General features: G+C 64.9%; 11 protein-coding genes. 2 read left to right on the forward strand and 9 right to left on the reverse strand.

Annotated features, from left to right (window positions below; genetic code table 11):
- Positions 1-12: 12 nt before the first annotated feature.
- Positions 13-4,215 (forward strand): pullulanase-type alpha-1,6-glucosidase, encoded by a 4,203-nt coding sequence (gene pulA, locus ACIQ7H_RS03425; RefSeq protein ID WP_395788406.1) that lies wholly within the window; start codon positions 13-15, stop codon positions 4,213-4,215.
- A gap of 81 nt (positions 4,216-4,296) precedes the next feature.
- On the opposite strand, the gene ACIQ7H_RS03430 is transcribed toward pulA, so the two are convergent.
- From ACIQ7H_RS03430 to ACIQ7H_RS03465, 8 genes are all read right to left on the reverse strand, one after another.
- Positions 4,297-5,484: an NAD(P)/FAD-dependent oxidoreductase gene (locus ACIQ7H_RS03430; RefSeq protein WP_395788408.1), complete on the reverse strand. Its 1,188-nt coding sequence runs from the start codon at positions 5,482-5,484 to the stop codon at positions 4,297-4,299.
- Complete coding sequence (locus tag ACIQ7H_RS03435) at positions 5,477-6,031, reverse strand: YaeQ family protein (RefSeq protein ID WP_395788410.1); 555 nt, start codon at positions 6,029-6,031, stop codon at positions 5,477-5,479. The genes ACIQ7H_RS03430 and ACIQ7H_RS03435 overlap by 8 nt, the downstream gene beginning before the upstream one ends.
- Before the next feature lie 210 nt (positions 6,032-6,241).
- Positions 6,242-7,108: a prepilin peptidase gene (locus ACIQ7H_RS03440; protein WP_395788412.1), complete on the reverse strand. Its 867-nt coding sequence runs from the start codon at positions 7,106-7,108 to the stop codon at positions 6,242-6,244.
- 6 nt (positions 7,109-7,114) lie between these two features.
- Positions 7,115-8,383: a type II secretion system F family protein gene (locus tag ACIQ7H_RS03445; RefSeq protein WP_395788414.1), complete on the reverse strand. Its 1,269-nt coding sequence runs from the start codon at positions 8,381-8,383 to the stop codon at positions 7,115-7,117.
- Positions 8,384-8,386: 3 nt separating this feature from the next.
- The gene (gene pilB / locus ACIQ7H_RS03450; RefSeq protein ID WP_395788416.1) at positions 8,387-10,114 is read right to left on the reverse strand and encodes a type IV-A pilus assembly ATPase PilB; all 1,728 of its coding nucleotides are present in this window, start codon (positions 10,112-10,114) and stop codon (positions 8,387-8,389) included.
- A gap of 209 nt (positions 10,115-10,323) precedes the next feature.
- Positions 10,324-10,731 carry a prepilin-type N-terminal cleavage/methylation domain-containing protein gene (locus tag ACIQ7H_RS03455; RefSeq protein ID WP_395788418.1) on the reverse strand — a complete coding sequence of 136 codons (408 nt, stop codon included), beginning with the start codon at positions 10,729-10,731 and terminating at the stop codon, positions 10,324-10,326.
- Positions 10,732-10,844: 113 nt separating this feature from the next.
- Positions 10,845-11,264 carry a pilin gene (locus ACIQ7H_RS03460; protein ID WP_395788420.1) on the reverse strand — a complete coding sequence of 140 codons (420 nt, stop codon included), beginning with the start codon at positions 11,262-11,264 and terminating at the stop codon, positions 10,845-10,847.
- 357 nt (positions 11,265-11,621) lie between these two features.
- Positions 11,622-12,353, reverse strand: coding sequence for a hypothetical protein (locus ACIQ7H_RS03465; RefSeq protein ID WP_395788422.1), 732 nt, complete (start codon positions 12,351-12,353; stop codon positions 11,622-11,624).
- A gap of 564 nt (positions 12,354-12,917) precedes the next feature.
- On the opposite strand from ACIQ7H_RS03465, the gene ACIQ7H_RS03470 reads away from it, so the two are divergent.
- On the forward strand, positions 12,918-13,262 hold the full coding sequence (locus ACIQ7H_RS03470) for a class I SAM-dependent methyltransferase (RefSeq protein WP_395788523.1): 345 nt from the start codon (positions 12,918-12,920) through the stop codon (positions 13,260-13,262).
- 49 nt (positions 13,263-13,311) lie between these two features.
- Here ACIQ7H_RS03470 and ACIQ7H_RS03475 read toward each other — a convergent pair whose 3' ends face one another.
- Positions 13,312-13,776 carry a group 1 truncated hemoglobin gene (locus ACIQ7H_RS03475; protein WP_395788424.1) on the reverse strand — a complete coding sequence of 155 codons (465 nt, stop codon included), beginning with the start codon at positions 13,774-13,776 and terminating at the stop codon, positions 13,312-13,314.
- Between the last annotated feature and the right edge of the window lie 8 nt (positions 13,777-13,784).

Raw genomic sequence — 13,784 nt, forward strand, 5'->3', positions numbered from 1 at the left:
CGAGCACCCCGTATGCATCGTTCAATCGTCGCAGTCACCGCCGCCCTCGCCCTGATCACCGCCACCGGCCTGCATGCCCAAAGCACGCAACCAGATCGCATCACCCTGGTCGGCAGCCTGCAGCAGGCGATTGGTTGCAGCGAGAACTGGGCGCCGCCCTGCGAGGCCTCGGCGCTGGCCTTCGACGAAGAAGATGGCGTCTGGCAGCAGCGGTTTCCGCTAGCGGCCGGCAACTATGAGTACAAGGTCGCGCTCAACGGCAGCTGGGACCTGAACTTCGGCGCCGGCGGCGCGCCGGGTGGGGCCAATATCGCGCTGACACTGAACGACCCGGCTGCGGTGAAGTTCTACTTCCGCAGTGGCAGAAACGCCGTCGCCGATGACCGCAATCAGCTGATTCCGGTCGCGGTCGGCAACTTCCAGCAGGCGATCGGCTGCAGCAGCAACTGGGATCCCTCCTGCCTGCGCGGCTGGCTTGAAGACCCCGAGGACGACGGCAGCTACTCGCACCGGATCGCGCTGCCGGCCGGCAGCTTCGAGGCCAAGGTGGCGATGAACGAAAGCTGGGACATCAACTACGGCGCCGGCGGCACGCAGGGCGGCGCCAACATTCCGTTCGAAGTCGCTGGCGCCTGCACGCTGACCGAGTTCCGTTTCGATGGCCTCAGCAACGCGCTGAGCATCGCCCCCGCCAGCGCACCGCCACAGCCGGACAGCGTCACGATTGCAGGCAGCCTGCAGCAGGCGCTGGGCTGCGCCGACAACTGGAGCCCGGCCTGTGTCGACACCCAGCTGATCTATTCGGCGCAGAACGATCTGTGGCGCGGCGAGTTCAACCTGCCTGCAGGCAGCTACGAATACAAGGCCGCATTGAACGGCAGCTGGGACGAGAACTATGGCCTGAACGCCGAGCGCGGCGGCGCCAACATCCCGCTGAACCTGAGCAGCTCGGGCGCTGTGCGCTTCTACTTTTCGCCTGCCAGCAAGTGGGTCACCGACAGCCGCAGCGCGACCATCGCGGTCGCCGCCGGCAGCTTCCAGAGCGAACTTGGCTGCGCGGCCGACTGGCAGCCCGCCTGCCTGGCCAGCTGGCTGCAGGACCCGGACGGCGATGGCATATACACGCTTGATGCGCGGCTGCCCGCCGGTAGCTATGAGGCCAAGGTGGCCATCAACGAAGGCTGGGATGAGAACTACGGCGCGGGTGGCGCCGCCGGGGGTGCCAACATCGCCTTCGAGGTGCCCGAGGGCTGCGGCCTGACTTACTTCAGCTTCGTCAATGCCAGCAAGCTGCTGACCATCTCGAGCAGCGCCGTCGCGCCACGCGGTAGCTTGGCGGAAGCGCGCGCGCATTTTATCGATGCGCGAACGCTGGCCTGGAGCGGTGGCAACGACAGCGCCCGTTTTGCCCTGCATGCGGATGCTGAGGCCGGCCTGCGACTGGGCAGCGAGGGCGTCGAAGGCGGCCGCTCGATTGAACTGACCGTCGTCAGCGGCGGGCTGAGCGCAGCACAACGCGCGCGCTTCCCTCACCTGGCCGGCTACCGCGCGCTGCGCCTGCCGGAACTGCCGCGCGCCGAGCTGGCCGAACTGCTGCGTGGTCAGCTGGCCCTGGCCGCGCGCAGCGCCAGCGATCAACCGCTGGATGCGACCGCGGTGCAGATTCCCGGCGTGCTGGACGCGCTCTACACCACCGAGCGTCCGCTTGGGCCCGTGCTCAACAGCACCGGCGTCACCCTGAACCTTTGGGCGCCGACGGCGAAATCTGTTCACCTGCTGCTGTTCAACGACAGCGATCCGACCGCAACGCCCACCCGCCACAGCATGCAGTTCGATGCGGTCAGTGGCGTCTGGAGCGTCAGCGGCGCGCGAGCGTGGAATCGCAGGTTCTACCTGTACGAAGTCGAGGTGTATGCACCCAGCACCCGACGCATCGAAACCAATCGCGTCACCGACCCCTACAGCCTGAGCCTGGCGGCCGACAGCACGCTGTCGCAGATCGTTGACCTGAGCGAGGCCGCGCTGATGCCGCCGCTGTTCCGGCTGACCCCGAAACCCGTGCTCACCGCCCACGAAGACAGCCTGATCTACGAACTGCATGTGCGCGATTTCAGCATCGGCGACAGCGGCGTGCCGGCCAGCGAGCGCGGCACTTTCGCCGCGTTCGCGCGTCCGCAGTCGGACGGCATGCGCCATCTGCGCCGACTGGCCAAAGCCGGCTTCACCCACGTTCACCTGCTGCCTGCCTTCGACCAGGCCAATATCGCCGAGCGCCGCAGCGCTCAGCAGAGCGTGCCGTTTGCCACGCTCGACGCACTGCCGCCGGACTCGACCGATCAGCAGGCGCTGACCAGCGCGATTCGAGACGCCGATGGCTTCAACTGGGGCTACGACCCCTGGCACTACACAGTGCCGGAAGGCAGCTACGCGACCGATCCGGATGGCCCGACGCGCATCCGCGAATTCCGCCAGATGGTGCAGACACTGAACCTTTCCGGCCTGCGCGTGGTGATGGACGTGGTCTACAACCACACCAATGCGGCCGGCCAGAATGCGAAGTCGGTGCTCGACCGCGTGGTGCCCGGCTACTACCACCGTCTGAACAACGCCGGTTACGTCGAGCAGAGCAGCTGCTGTCCCAACACCGCCAGCGAGCACGCGATGATGGAGCGGCTGTTGATCGACTCGGTGCTGGTGTGGGCCAAGGCCTACCGGGTCGATGGCTTCCGCTTCGATCTGATGGGCCACCACAGCCGCGACAACCTGCTGAAGCTGCGCGCCGCGCTCGACGCGCTCACCCTGGCGCGCGACGGCATCGATGGCCGCAGCATCGTCCTGTACGGCGAAGGCTGGAATTTCGGCGAAGTCGCCAACAATGCGCGCTTCGTGCAGGCCACCCAGGCCAACCTCGCCGGCACCGGCATCGGCACCTTCAGCGATCGCTCGCGCGATGCCATCCGCGGCGGCAATCCGTTTGGCGATATCCGCGAGCAGGGTTTCATCTCAGGCCTGGCGCTGGCGCCGAATGGCTTCCAGGGCGGCGGCGAAGGCGCATTCGCCCAGCTGCGCCAGCTCAGCGACTGGGTGCGCATCGGCCTGGCCGGCGACCTTGCCGACTTCGAGCTGATCAACGCCCAGGGCCAACGGGTGCGCGCCGACGCCATCGACTACTTCGGCCAGCGTGCCGGCTACACCGGCGACCCGGCCGAGCACATCAAGTACATCGAGGCGCACGACAACGAGACCCTGTTCGACGTGCTGCAGATCAAGCTGGCTGCTGACACACCGCTGGCCGAGCGCGTGCGTGTACAGAACCTCGGCCACAGCCTGATGCTGCTCGGACAGGGCATTCCGTTCTTCCATGCAGGGCAGGAAATCCTGCGCTCGAAGTCGGGCGACCGCGACAGCTACAACAGCGGCGACTGGTTCAATGCCATCGACTGGACGCTCAATCGCAGTAACTGGGGCCGAGGCCTGCCGCCAGCGGACAAGAACGAAGCCGTGTGGCCGCTGCTGCGTCCCCTGCTGGCCAATCTTGGCCTGCGCCCGCAGCGCGCGCACATGCAGTCGACGCTGGACCATGTGATCGAGATGACTGCCGTACGCATGAGCTCGAAGCTGTTCCGGCTGCGCACGGCCGATTCGGTCAAGCGCCATCTCGAGTTCCACAACAGCGGCCCAGAGCAGACCCCGGGTCTGATCGTTCTGGAGCTGAAGGACGAAGCCGGTCTGACCGAGCGCCGCTGGCGGCGGATCGTCGGGCTGGTGAATGCACGTCCGCAAGCTGTCGACTACACCCTCCCGGCACTCGGCGGGCGCAGCATCGCCCTGCATCCGGTGCTGCGTCGCTCCAGCGACAGCCGCGTACGCGGTGCCGCCTTCCGCGCCATCGACGGTCGCTTCAGCCTGCCGGCGCGCACCGCAGCCGTGTTTGTCGAGCCACGCGCCGCAGCCGAGCAGCTCGTTCTGCTGCAGGCCGATGTGCGCGCTGGCCGCGACCTCGGCCAGATCCGCAGCAGCCGCGCAGCCGTCCTGCTCGATCTGCTGGACGTTGCTCGCCGCCATCTGGACGGGGAGCGCGGCATCGCCGCCCAAGCGACGCTGGTCACGTTCAGCAGCCTGGTGCTGGCCTCAGCGGGCTTTGGCGATATCGACGCCGACCTCGCGCGCACGCTGGTCGAGCACGCCGGCGTGCTGATGCAGTCGATCGATTGAGGCGTGGCGCGATTCCACTGATCGCCGGGCAACCGCACACACCGCGGCGCAGTGCCATCGGAACACGCGCAGGCTCAGCCCTCACACCGCCTGCCCCGCCGCGTGACCCGAGGCCCAGGCCCACTGGAAGTTGTAGCCGCCGAGCCAGCCGGTGACGTCCATCACCTCGCCGACGAAGTACAGGCCGGGGCAGAGTTTTGACTCCATCGTGCTGGACGACAGCTCGCGGGTGTCGACGCCACCGAGCGTGACTTCGGCGGTGCGGTAGCCCTCGGTGCCGCTGGCGATCAGCGGCCAGTTGTTCAGCGTTGTGCCGATCTGCTGCAGCTCCTTCGGATTGAACTGGCGCATCGGCCGGCTCTGGAAGGCGTCTTCGCACAGACGCTGGGCGAAGCGCTTCGGCAGCAGCTCGGACAGCAGCGTGCGCAGCTCGGCATCCGGGCGCTCAAGGCGCAGCGCCTGCAGCCGCGCTCCGGCATCCTCGCCGGGCAGCAGGTCCAGTCTCAGCGGCTCGCCAGCCTGCCAGTAGGACGAGATCTGCAGGATCGCCGGGCCGCTGATGCCGCGGTGGGTGATCAGCATCGAGTTGGAGAAACTCTGCCTGCCGGCGCTTGCCATGACCGGCAGAGCAACACCGGCCAGATCCTGCATGCGCTCGGCGTGGCTGCCGCTCAAGGTCAGCGGCACCAGCCCGGCGCGGGTCGGCAGCAGGCTGTGCCCAAACTGCCGGGCCAGCGCGTAGCCGAAGCCGGTCGCGCCCATGCTGGGGATCGACAGACCGCCGCTCGCAACCACCAGCGCCGGCGCGTCGAACACGCCCTGGCTGGTGCGCAGGCGAAAGCCGGCCGCGGTCTTCTCGACCGCCTCGATGCTGCAGCTGGTGCGGACCTCGACTCCGGCGGCCACGCATTCGTCGAGCAGCATCTTGACGATCTGCTTGGACGAGTCATCGCAGAACAGCTGGCCGAGTTCTTTCTCGTGGTAAGCGATGCCGTGGCGCTCGACCAGGGCGATGAAGTGCTCGGGCCGGTAGCGTGCCAGCGCCGACTTGCAGAAATGTGGGTTGGCGGAGAGGAAGTTCTCCGGCCGGGTGCCGGTATTGGTGAAGTTGCAGCGGCCGCCGCCGGACATCAGGATCTTCTTGCCGCAGCGGTTGGCGTGCTCGATCACCCGCACCCGCCGCCCGCGCTGGCCGGCAGTGAGGGCACAGAACAATCCGGCCGCACCGCCGCCGATCACCAGTACGTCGCTGCTCGCCGCTTCAGCCACGTTCGGCGATCGCCTGCAGAACGACCGGAGTCGCGTTGACGGTGTCGGTATCGCTCATCAGCTGCACCTCGCCCTCCTGGATCAGGCACTGCAGGCGCATGCCGCGAGCCAGCAAAGGCGCCATCGCCTCGGCGCAGCCGGGCGGCAATTCGATCACTTGCAGATTGCCGCAGCGGGCCAGCGCGCTGGCGTTCTTCTCCCACCACACCGAAAACGCGCGGCCGCTGTAGCCGACCAAGCTGACCTTGCGCGAACGCCCACAGGCGCGGCGGATGCGCGCCTCGTCGGGCTGGCCGAGCTCGATCCAGTGCTCGATCTCGCCGGTGAGGGAGCGCAGCCACAGATCGGGCTCGTCTTCGGCGCTCAGGCCACGGCCGAACTCCAGCCGCTCTTCGGCGAACAGGCCGAAGCTGAGCAGGCGCGCCATCAGCCGCGCATCGGTCTCGGACGGATGCTGGGCCAGGGTCAGGGTATGCGTTGCGTAGTAGTGCCGATCCAGATCCGACACCTGTAGCTCGGCGCGATAGACGGTGGCTTTGAGCGCCATGACAGGTCCAGTGCGTGGGGCCGCGCAGTTTAGGCGGATCTGCCGGCTCGCGCTGCGCCGCGGCCACGCTTCGGCGCATGCGTGCAAAGGACGACATCACGTACGCGGATGCGCCGTGCGGCTTCGATGGCGCGCGCCGCGTCACTCGCGCTTGTTGGCACAAGCGCAGCGCGGCCACCGCTGCGCGGGTAAAGCGATACCGCGCTGAATTCAGCTCAGCCCGGCGTAACGCATGTACGCGCCAACGATCTGCTCGCCCCACAGGAACTGCACCCAGCCGGCGGCGGCGAGGTAGGGGCCGAAGGGGATCGGCGTGGCTTTGTTGCGGCCTTTGAGGCTGAGCCAGATGCTGCCGACGATCGCGCCGATCACTGAAGACATCAGCAGAATCGGGATGATGCCGCTGGCGCCGCACCAGGCACCGAGCGCGGCCAGGAGTTTGAAGTCCCCGTAGCCCATGCCCTCCTTGCCCGTCAGCAGCTTGAAGCCCCAGTACACGCTCCACAGGCTCAGGTAGCCGGCGGCAGCACCCCAGATCGCCTGAGTCGGGTCCACAAACAAGGCGGAAATGCTCACCAGCAAGCCCAGCCACAGCAGCGGCAGGGTCAAATCATCCGGCAGCAGGGTGGTGCGCAGGTCGATACCGCTGGCCGCTACCAGCACCGCGGTGAAGGCCAGCGCCGCCAGCGCCTGCCAGCTCACCCCGAACTGCCAGACCACCACCGCAAACAGCAGGCCGGTGATCAGCTCCACCGCCGGGTACTGCAAGCTGATGCCAGTACCGCAGCCATGACAGCGGCCGCGCAGGGCCAGCCAGCTGAATACCGGGATGTTGTGCCAGGGCTTCAGCCCTACCCCGCATTTGGGGCAGTGCGAACCTTTCACCACGATGCCGGGCGGCGCCGAGCTGGGGTCTTCCGGCAGTTCGAGCACCTCGCGGGCGTCGCGCTTCCACTGCCATTCCATCCGCGGCGGCAAGCGCAGGATCACCACATTCAAAAAGCTGCCGACCAGCAGGCCAAGCACCGCGGCGCTGGAGATGGCCAGCGCCGGGTAGGCGATCAGGGCGTCGAGCACGGCGGCTTAAATCGCAGCGCCGAGCTTGAAGATGGGCAGGTACATACCCACCACCATGCCACCGACCAGCACGCCAATAATCACCATGATGAACGGCTCGAGCATGGTCGACAGCGAGTCGACGGCGTCATTGACCTCACGCTCGTAGAACTCGGCGATCTTGAACAACATGGTGTCCAGCGCGCCGGCTTCTTCACCGATCGCGGTCATCTGGAGCACCATATGCGGGAACAGGTTGACTTGGCGCATCGCCGTATTCAGCGGATAGCCCACCGCGATGTCCTGGCGCACGCGATTGACCGCATCGGTGTAGACGATATTGCCGGTGGCACCCGCCACGGTTTCCATCGCCTCGACCAGCGGCACGCCGGCCTTGAAGGTGGTGGCCAAGGTGCGCGCAAAGCGAGCGATCGCCGAGTTGTGCATGATCTGGCCGATCACGGGGAGTTTCAGCAGCAGTCGGTCCTTGAAGCGCGCAAAGGCCACCGATCGCTTGTTGGCTTGGAACAGGGCGATCGCGCCTCCTGCGATGAGACCGAAAATCGCCCACCAGTAGGCAGTAAAGAACTTTGACGCAGCGACAATCATCTGTGTGAATGCCGGCAGCTCCGCGCCAAAATTCGAGAACACCGTTTCAAACTGTGGCACAACAAAAATAAGCAGCAACGCGGACACGCCAAACGCCACTACGATGATAATGATCGGGTACAACAGGGCCTTCTTGATCTTCGCCTTCAGCGCTTCGGTGTTTTCCTTGTAGCTGGCAATCGTGTCCAGCACCGTGTCCAGCACACCGGCACCTTCGCCGGCCTTGACCAAGTTCTGGTACAGCTCATCAAACTGCGCCGGGTGACGCTTCAGTGCCTCGTGTAGCGTGCTGCCGCTTTCGATATTGCTGCGGATGTCGTCCAGCATGTCCTTCATGCGCGGATTGTTCTGGCCGCCGGCAATGATCTCGAAGCTCTGCACCAGCGGCACACCTGACTTCATCATGGTGGCGATCTGACGGCTGAAGATTGCGATGTCCTTCGCGCTGATGGTCTTGCCGGCGGAACCGAATAGTGGCTTGGCCTTAGGCTTGACATTGCCAGGCGTAATGCCCTGTCGGCGCAGATCGGCCTTCAGCAGATTGGCATTTTTGGCCAACTGCTCGCCCTTCATCACCGTGCCGCGCTTGTCCTTGCCGGTCCAAGTGAAGGTCTGCAGTTCGCTGCCCTTGCGTACGGGCAGGGGGCGAGCGTTGGGGCGCGCGGCGGTTTTGGTGGCTACGGCCATGGCTTAGTCCTTGGTGACGCGGTTGATTTCGGCGAGGCTGGTGACGCCGTTGCGCGCTTTTTTCAGCGCGCTCTTGCGCAGGTCGGGGATGCCTGAGGCCAGGGCCGCGGCGGCGATCTGCATCGCATTGCCGCCCTGCAGAATGATGGCCTGGATCTCTTCGGTCAGCGGCATCACCTGGTAGATGCCAGTGCGGCCCTTGTAGCCCTCGTTGCACTCATCGCAGCCCACCGCCTCGTACAGGGTGATGCCGGCATCGATCTCGGCCTCGCTGAAACCTTCGGCCAACAGGGCGGGTTTGGGCAAATTGATCGGCTTTTTGCAGTCGTGCAGGCGGCGCGCCAGGCGCTGGGCGATCACCAGGCTCACCGAGCTGATGATGTTGTAGGGCGCGATGCCCATGTTCATCAAACGGCTGACGGTTTGCGGGGCGTCATTGGTGTGCAGGGTGCTGAGCACCATATGGCCAGTCTGCGCCGCCTTGACCGCGATCTCAGCGGTTTCGAGGTCGCGGATTTCGCCGACCATGATCACGTCCGGGTCCTGGCGCAGAAAGCTGCGCAGGGCGGCGGCGAAGGTCATGCCGCGCTTGTTGTTCTGCTGCACCTGGTTGATGCCCGGCACGCGGATCTCGACCGGGTCTTCCACCGTGCTGATATTGCGACCTTCGGTGTTGAGGATATTCAGCGCGGTGTACAGCGAGACTGTCTTTCCCGAACCCGTCGGGCCGGTCACCAGCACCATGCCGTAAGGCTTGTCGATTGCGTCCAGGAACAGTTTCTTCTGGTCGTCCTCGTAGCCGAGCTTGTCGATGCCCAGCTTGGCCGCGCTGCCATCCAAGATGCGCAGCACGATCTTTTCGCCGAACAGGGTCGGGCAAGTGCTGACGCGAAAGTCCATCGACTTGGTCTTGGAAAGATTGAGCTTGATACGGCCGTCCTGCGGCACGCGCCGCTCGGCGATATCCAAGGCCGACATCACCTTCAGGCGGGAGGAAATCCGCGGGCTCAGTTTCACCGGCGGCTTGGCGATGGTCTTGAGAATGCCGTCCATGCGGAAGCGCACGCGGTACTCGGCCTCGTAGGGCTCGAAGTGGATATCCGAGGCGCCGCGCTTGATCGCATCCACCAGCATCTTGTTGACGAAGCGCACCACTGGGGTATCGTCGCCGCGGGCATCCACGCCGCCGGCCGCATCGCCCTCATCGCTGGTGTCGCCGAGCTCGAGGTTCTCCAGCCCTTCGGAATCCTCCATATCGCCAACGCTGGCGTCCGCCGCCGACAGCGCATTCTCGATCGCGCGGTCCAGCGCATCCTGCGCAACCAAGATAGGCTCAACGGTCAGATTGGCAGCGAACTTGATCTCGTCCAGGCCGCGGGTATTGGTGGGGTCGGCGATGCCCACAAACAGCCGATTGCCGCGCTTGTACAGCGGCAGGGCGCGGTGCTGGGTGATCAGCTTTTCATCGATCAAGCGCACTGGCATCTGCGCGCTGTCCATGGCTTGCACATCGACCAGGGGCATGCCGAACTCGACCGCCTGCGCCGCCGCGATCTGGTTGCCGCTGACCAGGCCGCGCGCGGCCAGCCAGACCGCCATCGGCTGCTTGTCCTTACCGGACGTTTCCTCGATGCCCTTGCGCGCGTCGGCCTCGCCCAAGTGACCGTCCTGCACCAGGCGGCGGGCGATACCGGTAATCCCCACCAGGTTGACGGTGGCCGGACCATTCATGCGGGGCTGCTCCGAGGCTTATGCGTGTCTGAACAGGACTTTACCGCATGCTCTTACCGAAACACAGCACATAAGTCGCGGCGAACAGCCGGTTCCGCGAAGAGTGTCACGAAATGCAACGCCAGGATTCCCGGCAAGCTTGCGCCTGAACTATGCCCAGGCGCGGAACCGAGTCGAGCAAAACATCAGATCGTGGAAGAAATACGGCCTCAGCGACACTCGGCAGGTACATGCTGGGCGGCGCCCGCCGTCAGCACGCATTCCCAGATAATGTTCTGGGCCACGCCTATCGAAGGCCGGAAATCGAGAGTGACACTACCGGCCCTGGGCGTCGTGCCGATGGTGACGATGCCGTTCGCGCACGTGTAGGTCGCCACGTTATCGGTCGAAGGCGGGGTGATCTGCACGCCATCGCAAGCGCGCGCGTCGAGAATGTTGTTGTTCTGGATATTTTCGGTCACGGTCGTCTTGGCGTGCGACGCCAAGGTGACGGCTTCGGCCACCCGCGCCCGTATGGTGTAGTCCTGGTACGCAGGCAAGGCAATCGCCGCCAGGATGCCGATGATCGCGACCACAATCATCAGCTCGATCAAGGTGAATCCGGTGTTCTTGTTCACGTTCAGCCCCCTTGAACGCAAAGACGGCGGCTAGATTTCTAACCGCCGTCCGCAGAATCGCACTTCAGCCGTGGCCCCGTACCGGCCAGCCTTGCCCGAAGCCTATCGGCTGCTTAGCGGCACTCGGCCGGGACATGCTGGGGCTGACCGGCCGTCTGCGCGCAAGCCCACGTTGTCCCGACAGCGCCAACGCCAAGAGCCGGCGTAAACGTGAGCGTCACGCCGCCGGCCGCCGCAGTGGTGCCCACGGTGATCACGCCAGTGGCGTCTGCGCAGCCAAAGGTGGCCACGTTCACGGTTGCCGGCGCGGTCACGTCAACACCAGCGCATGAACCGGCGCCGATGACGCCGCCCGCATTGGCGATGTTCTCGCCGACAGTCGCCTTGGCGCCCGAGGCCAGCACAGCCGCCTCAGAGACGCGGGCGCGGATGGTGTAGTCCTGGTAAGCCGGCAGCGCGATGGCGGCCAGGATGCCAATGATGGCGACGACGATCATCAGTTCGATCAGGGTAAAGCCGCTCTGCTTCTTCATGGTGTATCTCCCGGGAAAACAAGTTGAGTTGGGGTGCTTCAGTTTCACGCCGCGCCGGACTGGCTTCTCGCCGAATCCTTGGCCCTTCGAGCCAGCACTGCGTTGCGTGCAGAGAGGTTAAAGCAGCAAGCGTGCCAACCTTTGCCGTGATGCGGATGGATCTAAATTACCATTAAAATTCAATGGTTTGCTTAGATCCCCAACACCAAAACTTCGGCAGGTTGTTACGCTCGCGAAACGATTGTGTCGGTGCTCACGATGCTCCGGGGTGCAGTCAATCGGCATCCGGGACTACGCGGCGAATTGTGACGCAAATTGTCAGAAGGCGGCCAGCAGCTCCGGCGGCGAACTGCAAACTCAAGGATGGGAGGGATCGATGTATCGGCGCGGCAGCCCGGTTTCGGGGTCCAGCTCCAGCAGCATGTCTCCACGTACCGACATGAACGGCACCAGCCGCGCCTCAGGCGAAGCGCTCAGTGCTTCAGCGACCCTCTCGATCCGATCGGGGTTGAAGAAGCTGTCGAAAGCCTGCAGCTCGCCCGGCGTGCGCGCCCGCGCCAGCACCTCCCGCGCAGCGGCAGGCAACTCAACATAGAACTGCGGCCGGCGGCTGGTCGGCCCGCCCTCCAGCGCCTCGAAAAACTCCTCCTGACCTTCGGCCTTGCGCAAGCCCACCAAAACTGGGCCGAACATCGGCAGCCGCTGAAACTGGGGCAGCGTCGCCTTGGCCAGATCTGCCGCATCGACCTCGTTGGCGAAAACCAGCTCATAGCGATCGATGGCGGCGACGATAAACACCGGTCGGCTTGTCCAGACGGTCCACAGGCCGCCGCCAAGAAACAGCAGCTGCAGCAACGCGATTACCGCGAGGTCGAAACGCAGGGATTTCTTGCCTGCCTTGAACACGATCAAGGTCAACAACGGGCCGACAATGATGTCGATCCCCGCCACTAGGCCGAACAGGGTGTCGGCCTTGGCAAAGCCCAGCAGATGCGGCGGATACCACAGGTAGAACAGGCCGAAAGCCAAGCCGCCGATGATCAGCAGGCTGATGGCAAGATGGATCGCAAAAGCTCGCCAGCGACTCATGGGTGGTCTCGGTGAGAGGGGTGGAAAAGCGTACGACAAGTCGATGATTCTGGGCAGCTGGGTCGGGGGTTTTCGACCTTTCCCGCCCGCCCGCTAGCGCAACAACTGCTGCGGCATTTGGTGCACGATCGTGTCGACCCTCCCCGGCCGATCGGACCGACACTCGCGTGCCGACCGAGCCGCCGCGCTCGACACTGCAGGCGCACTCGCAGCTAACGCAGTTGTCGCAAGTACGCGCAGCACGCTGATTGCCATGGGCACACACGGGAGCACACGTGGCCGGAATCACCAGGGCAGCATTGCTGAAGGCCCACCGCGCCTATGCGCCGCTGAACGGCTTCGCGTAGGGCCGCGCGCTTGACGCACGCCGTGGCGGCGATGGCGAATGCGGTGCGCATGCAGGCGACTCGGCGACGGCTGGAGGTGGACATCAACACCGGGCTGGCCCTGCATCGCTAAGCCGCGAATACACAGATCTGCGGCTTGAACTTGTCGCCGGAGATGCTGGCGCGAGCGCGAGCGCGGCTGCGCATTCTGTAGCGCCAGCCAGGCGAGATCAGCCTGCTGTGTGCCGATGCAGAGCAACTGCCGTTCGACGACGACAGCTTTGACTGCGTCACCCTGCCCTATGTGCTTTCGGTGACTCCCAACCCACAGGCCTTGCTCGCTGAGGTGCGGCGAGCGTGTTGTCCCGGAGGGCACATCTTTGTCCTGAATCATTTCAGTGGCGCCCGTGGCTGGCGCTGGGCCGAGCGGTTGTTGGCACCTCTGGCCGATCGGGTCGGTTTCCGCTACAGCCTGTCTATGGAGCAAACCCTGGCATGCAGCGCGTGGACCTTGCTGGAAGTGCAGAGTGCGAATCTGAGGGGCATGTCGAAACCGGTGGTGCTACGGAATTCGCCGAGCTGACCTCTTGGTGGATTGAAAGCCCGGCCACTACCAACAAACCTCGGCCACCCTACTTTGTCACTACCTCACGATGCATCGGCGCCAGCTTGGCGAGCAGCTTGTTCTGTGCCGCAAACGGCACGCCACGGGAATCCATGGCCTCCTGCAGGATCTCCACCAAGGCATTGAATTCGCCGCGGCGGATGTCCAGGCCCTGGTGTGACTCGGCCATGCTGCGCCCGCTGTAAACGCAGTCGCCGCCGAGGATCACGCAGAACTGCTCAACCAGCTGTTGCTTCACGCGCGTTTGGTCGGAGAACTCGAAGAACTCGCGGGTGCGGGCGTCATCCAGCAGGCGGGCCATGAACTCGTCCATCAGCACGGTGAGGCCATCAACCCCACCGAACTCATCGAGCACGGGGCGCAGCTCCGGGTGTGCCGGTGCAGGATTCGCCTGGGCGTGCACGGCAGACGGCGCGAGAACGCTGGCTGCGGCAGCGAATACCGCCAGCAGAGCAATGCTACGAATGTTCATCGGATGTC

This window comes from Aquimonas sp. (assembly GCF_044377145.1).
GTDB lineage: Bacteria > Pseudomonadota > Gammaproteobacteria > Xanthomonadales > Xanthomonadaceae > Aquimonas.

What these genes read in the sequence shown, in the direction of transcription:
- pulA (WP_395788406.1), top strand. Translation starts at nt 13, where the DNA reads ATGCATCGTTCAATCGTCGCAGTCACCGCCGCCCTCGCCCTGATCACC.
- ACIQ7H_RS03435 (WP_395788410.1), bottom strand. Translation starts at nt 6,031, where the DNA reads ATGGCGCTCAAAGCCACCGTCTATCGCGCCGAGCTACAGGTGTCGGAT.
- ACIQ7H_RS03445 (WP_395788414.1), bottom strand. Translation starts at nt 8,383, where the DNA reads ATGGCCGTAGCCACCAAAACCGCCGCGCGCCCCAACGCTCGCCCCCTG.
- pilB (WP_395788416.1), bottom strand. Translation starts at nt 10,114, where the DNA reads ATGAATGGTCCGGCCACCGTCAACCTGGTGGGGATTACCGGTATCGCC.
- ACIQ7H_RS03460 (WP_395788420.1), bottom strand. Translation starts at nt 11,264, where the DNA reads ATGAAGAAGCAGAGCGGCTTTACCCTGATCGAACTGATGATCGTCGTC.
- ACIQ7H_RS03465 (WP_395788422.1), bottom strand. Translation starts at nt 12,353, where the DNA reads ATGAGTCGCTGGCGAGCTTTTGCGATCCATCTTGCCATCAGCCTGCTG.
- ACIQ7H_RS03475 (WP_395788424.1), bottom strand. Translation starts at nt 13,776, where the DNA reads ATGAACATTCGTAGCATTGCTCTGCTGGCGGTATTCGCTGCCGCAGCC.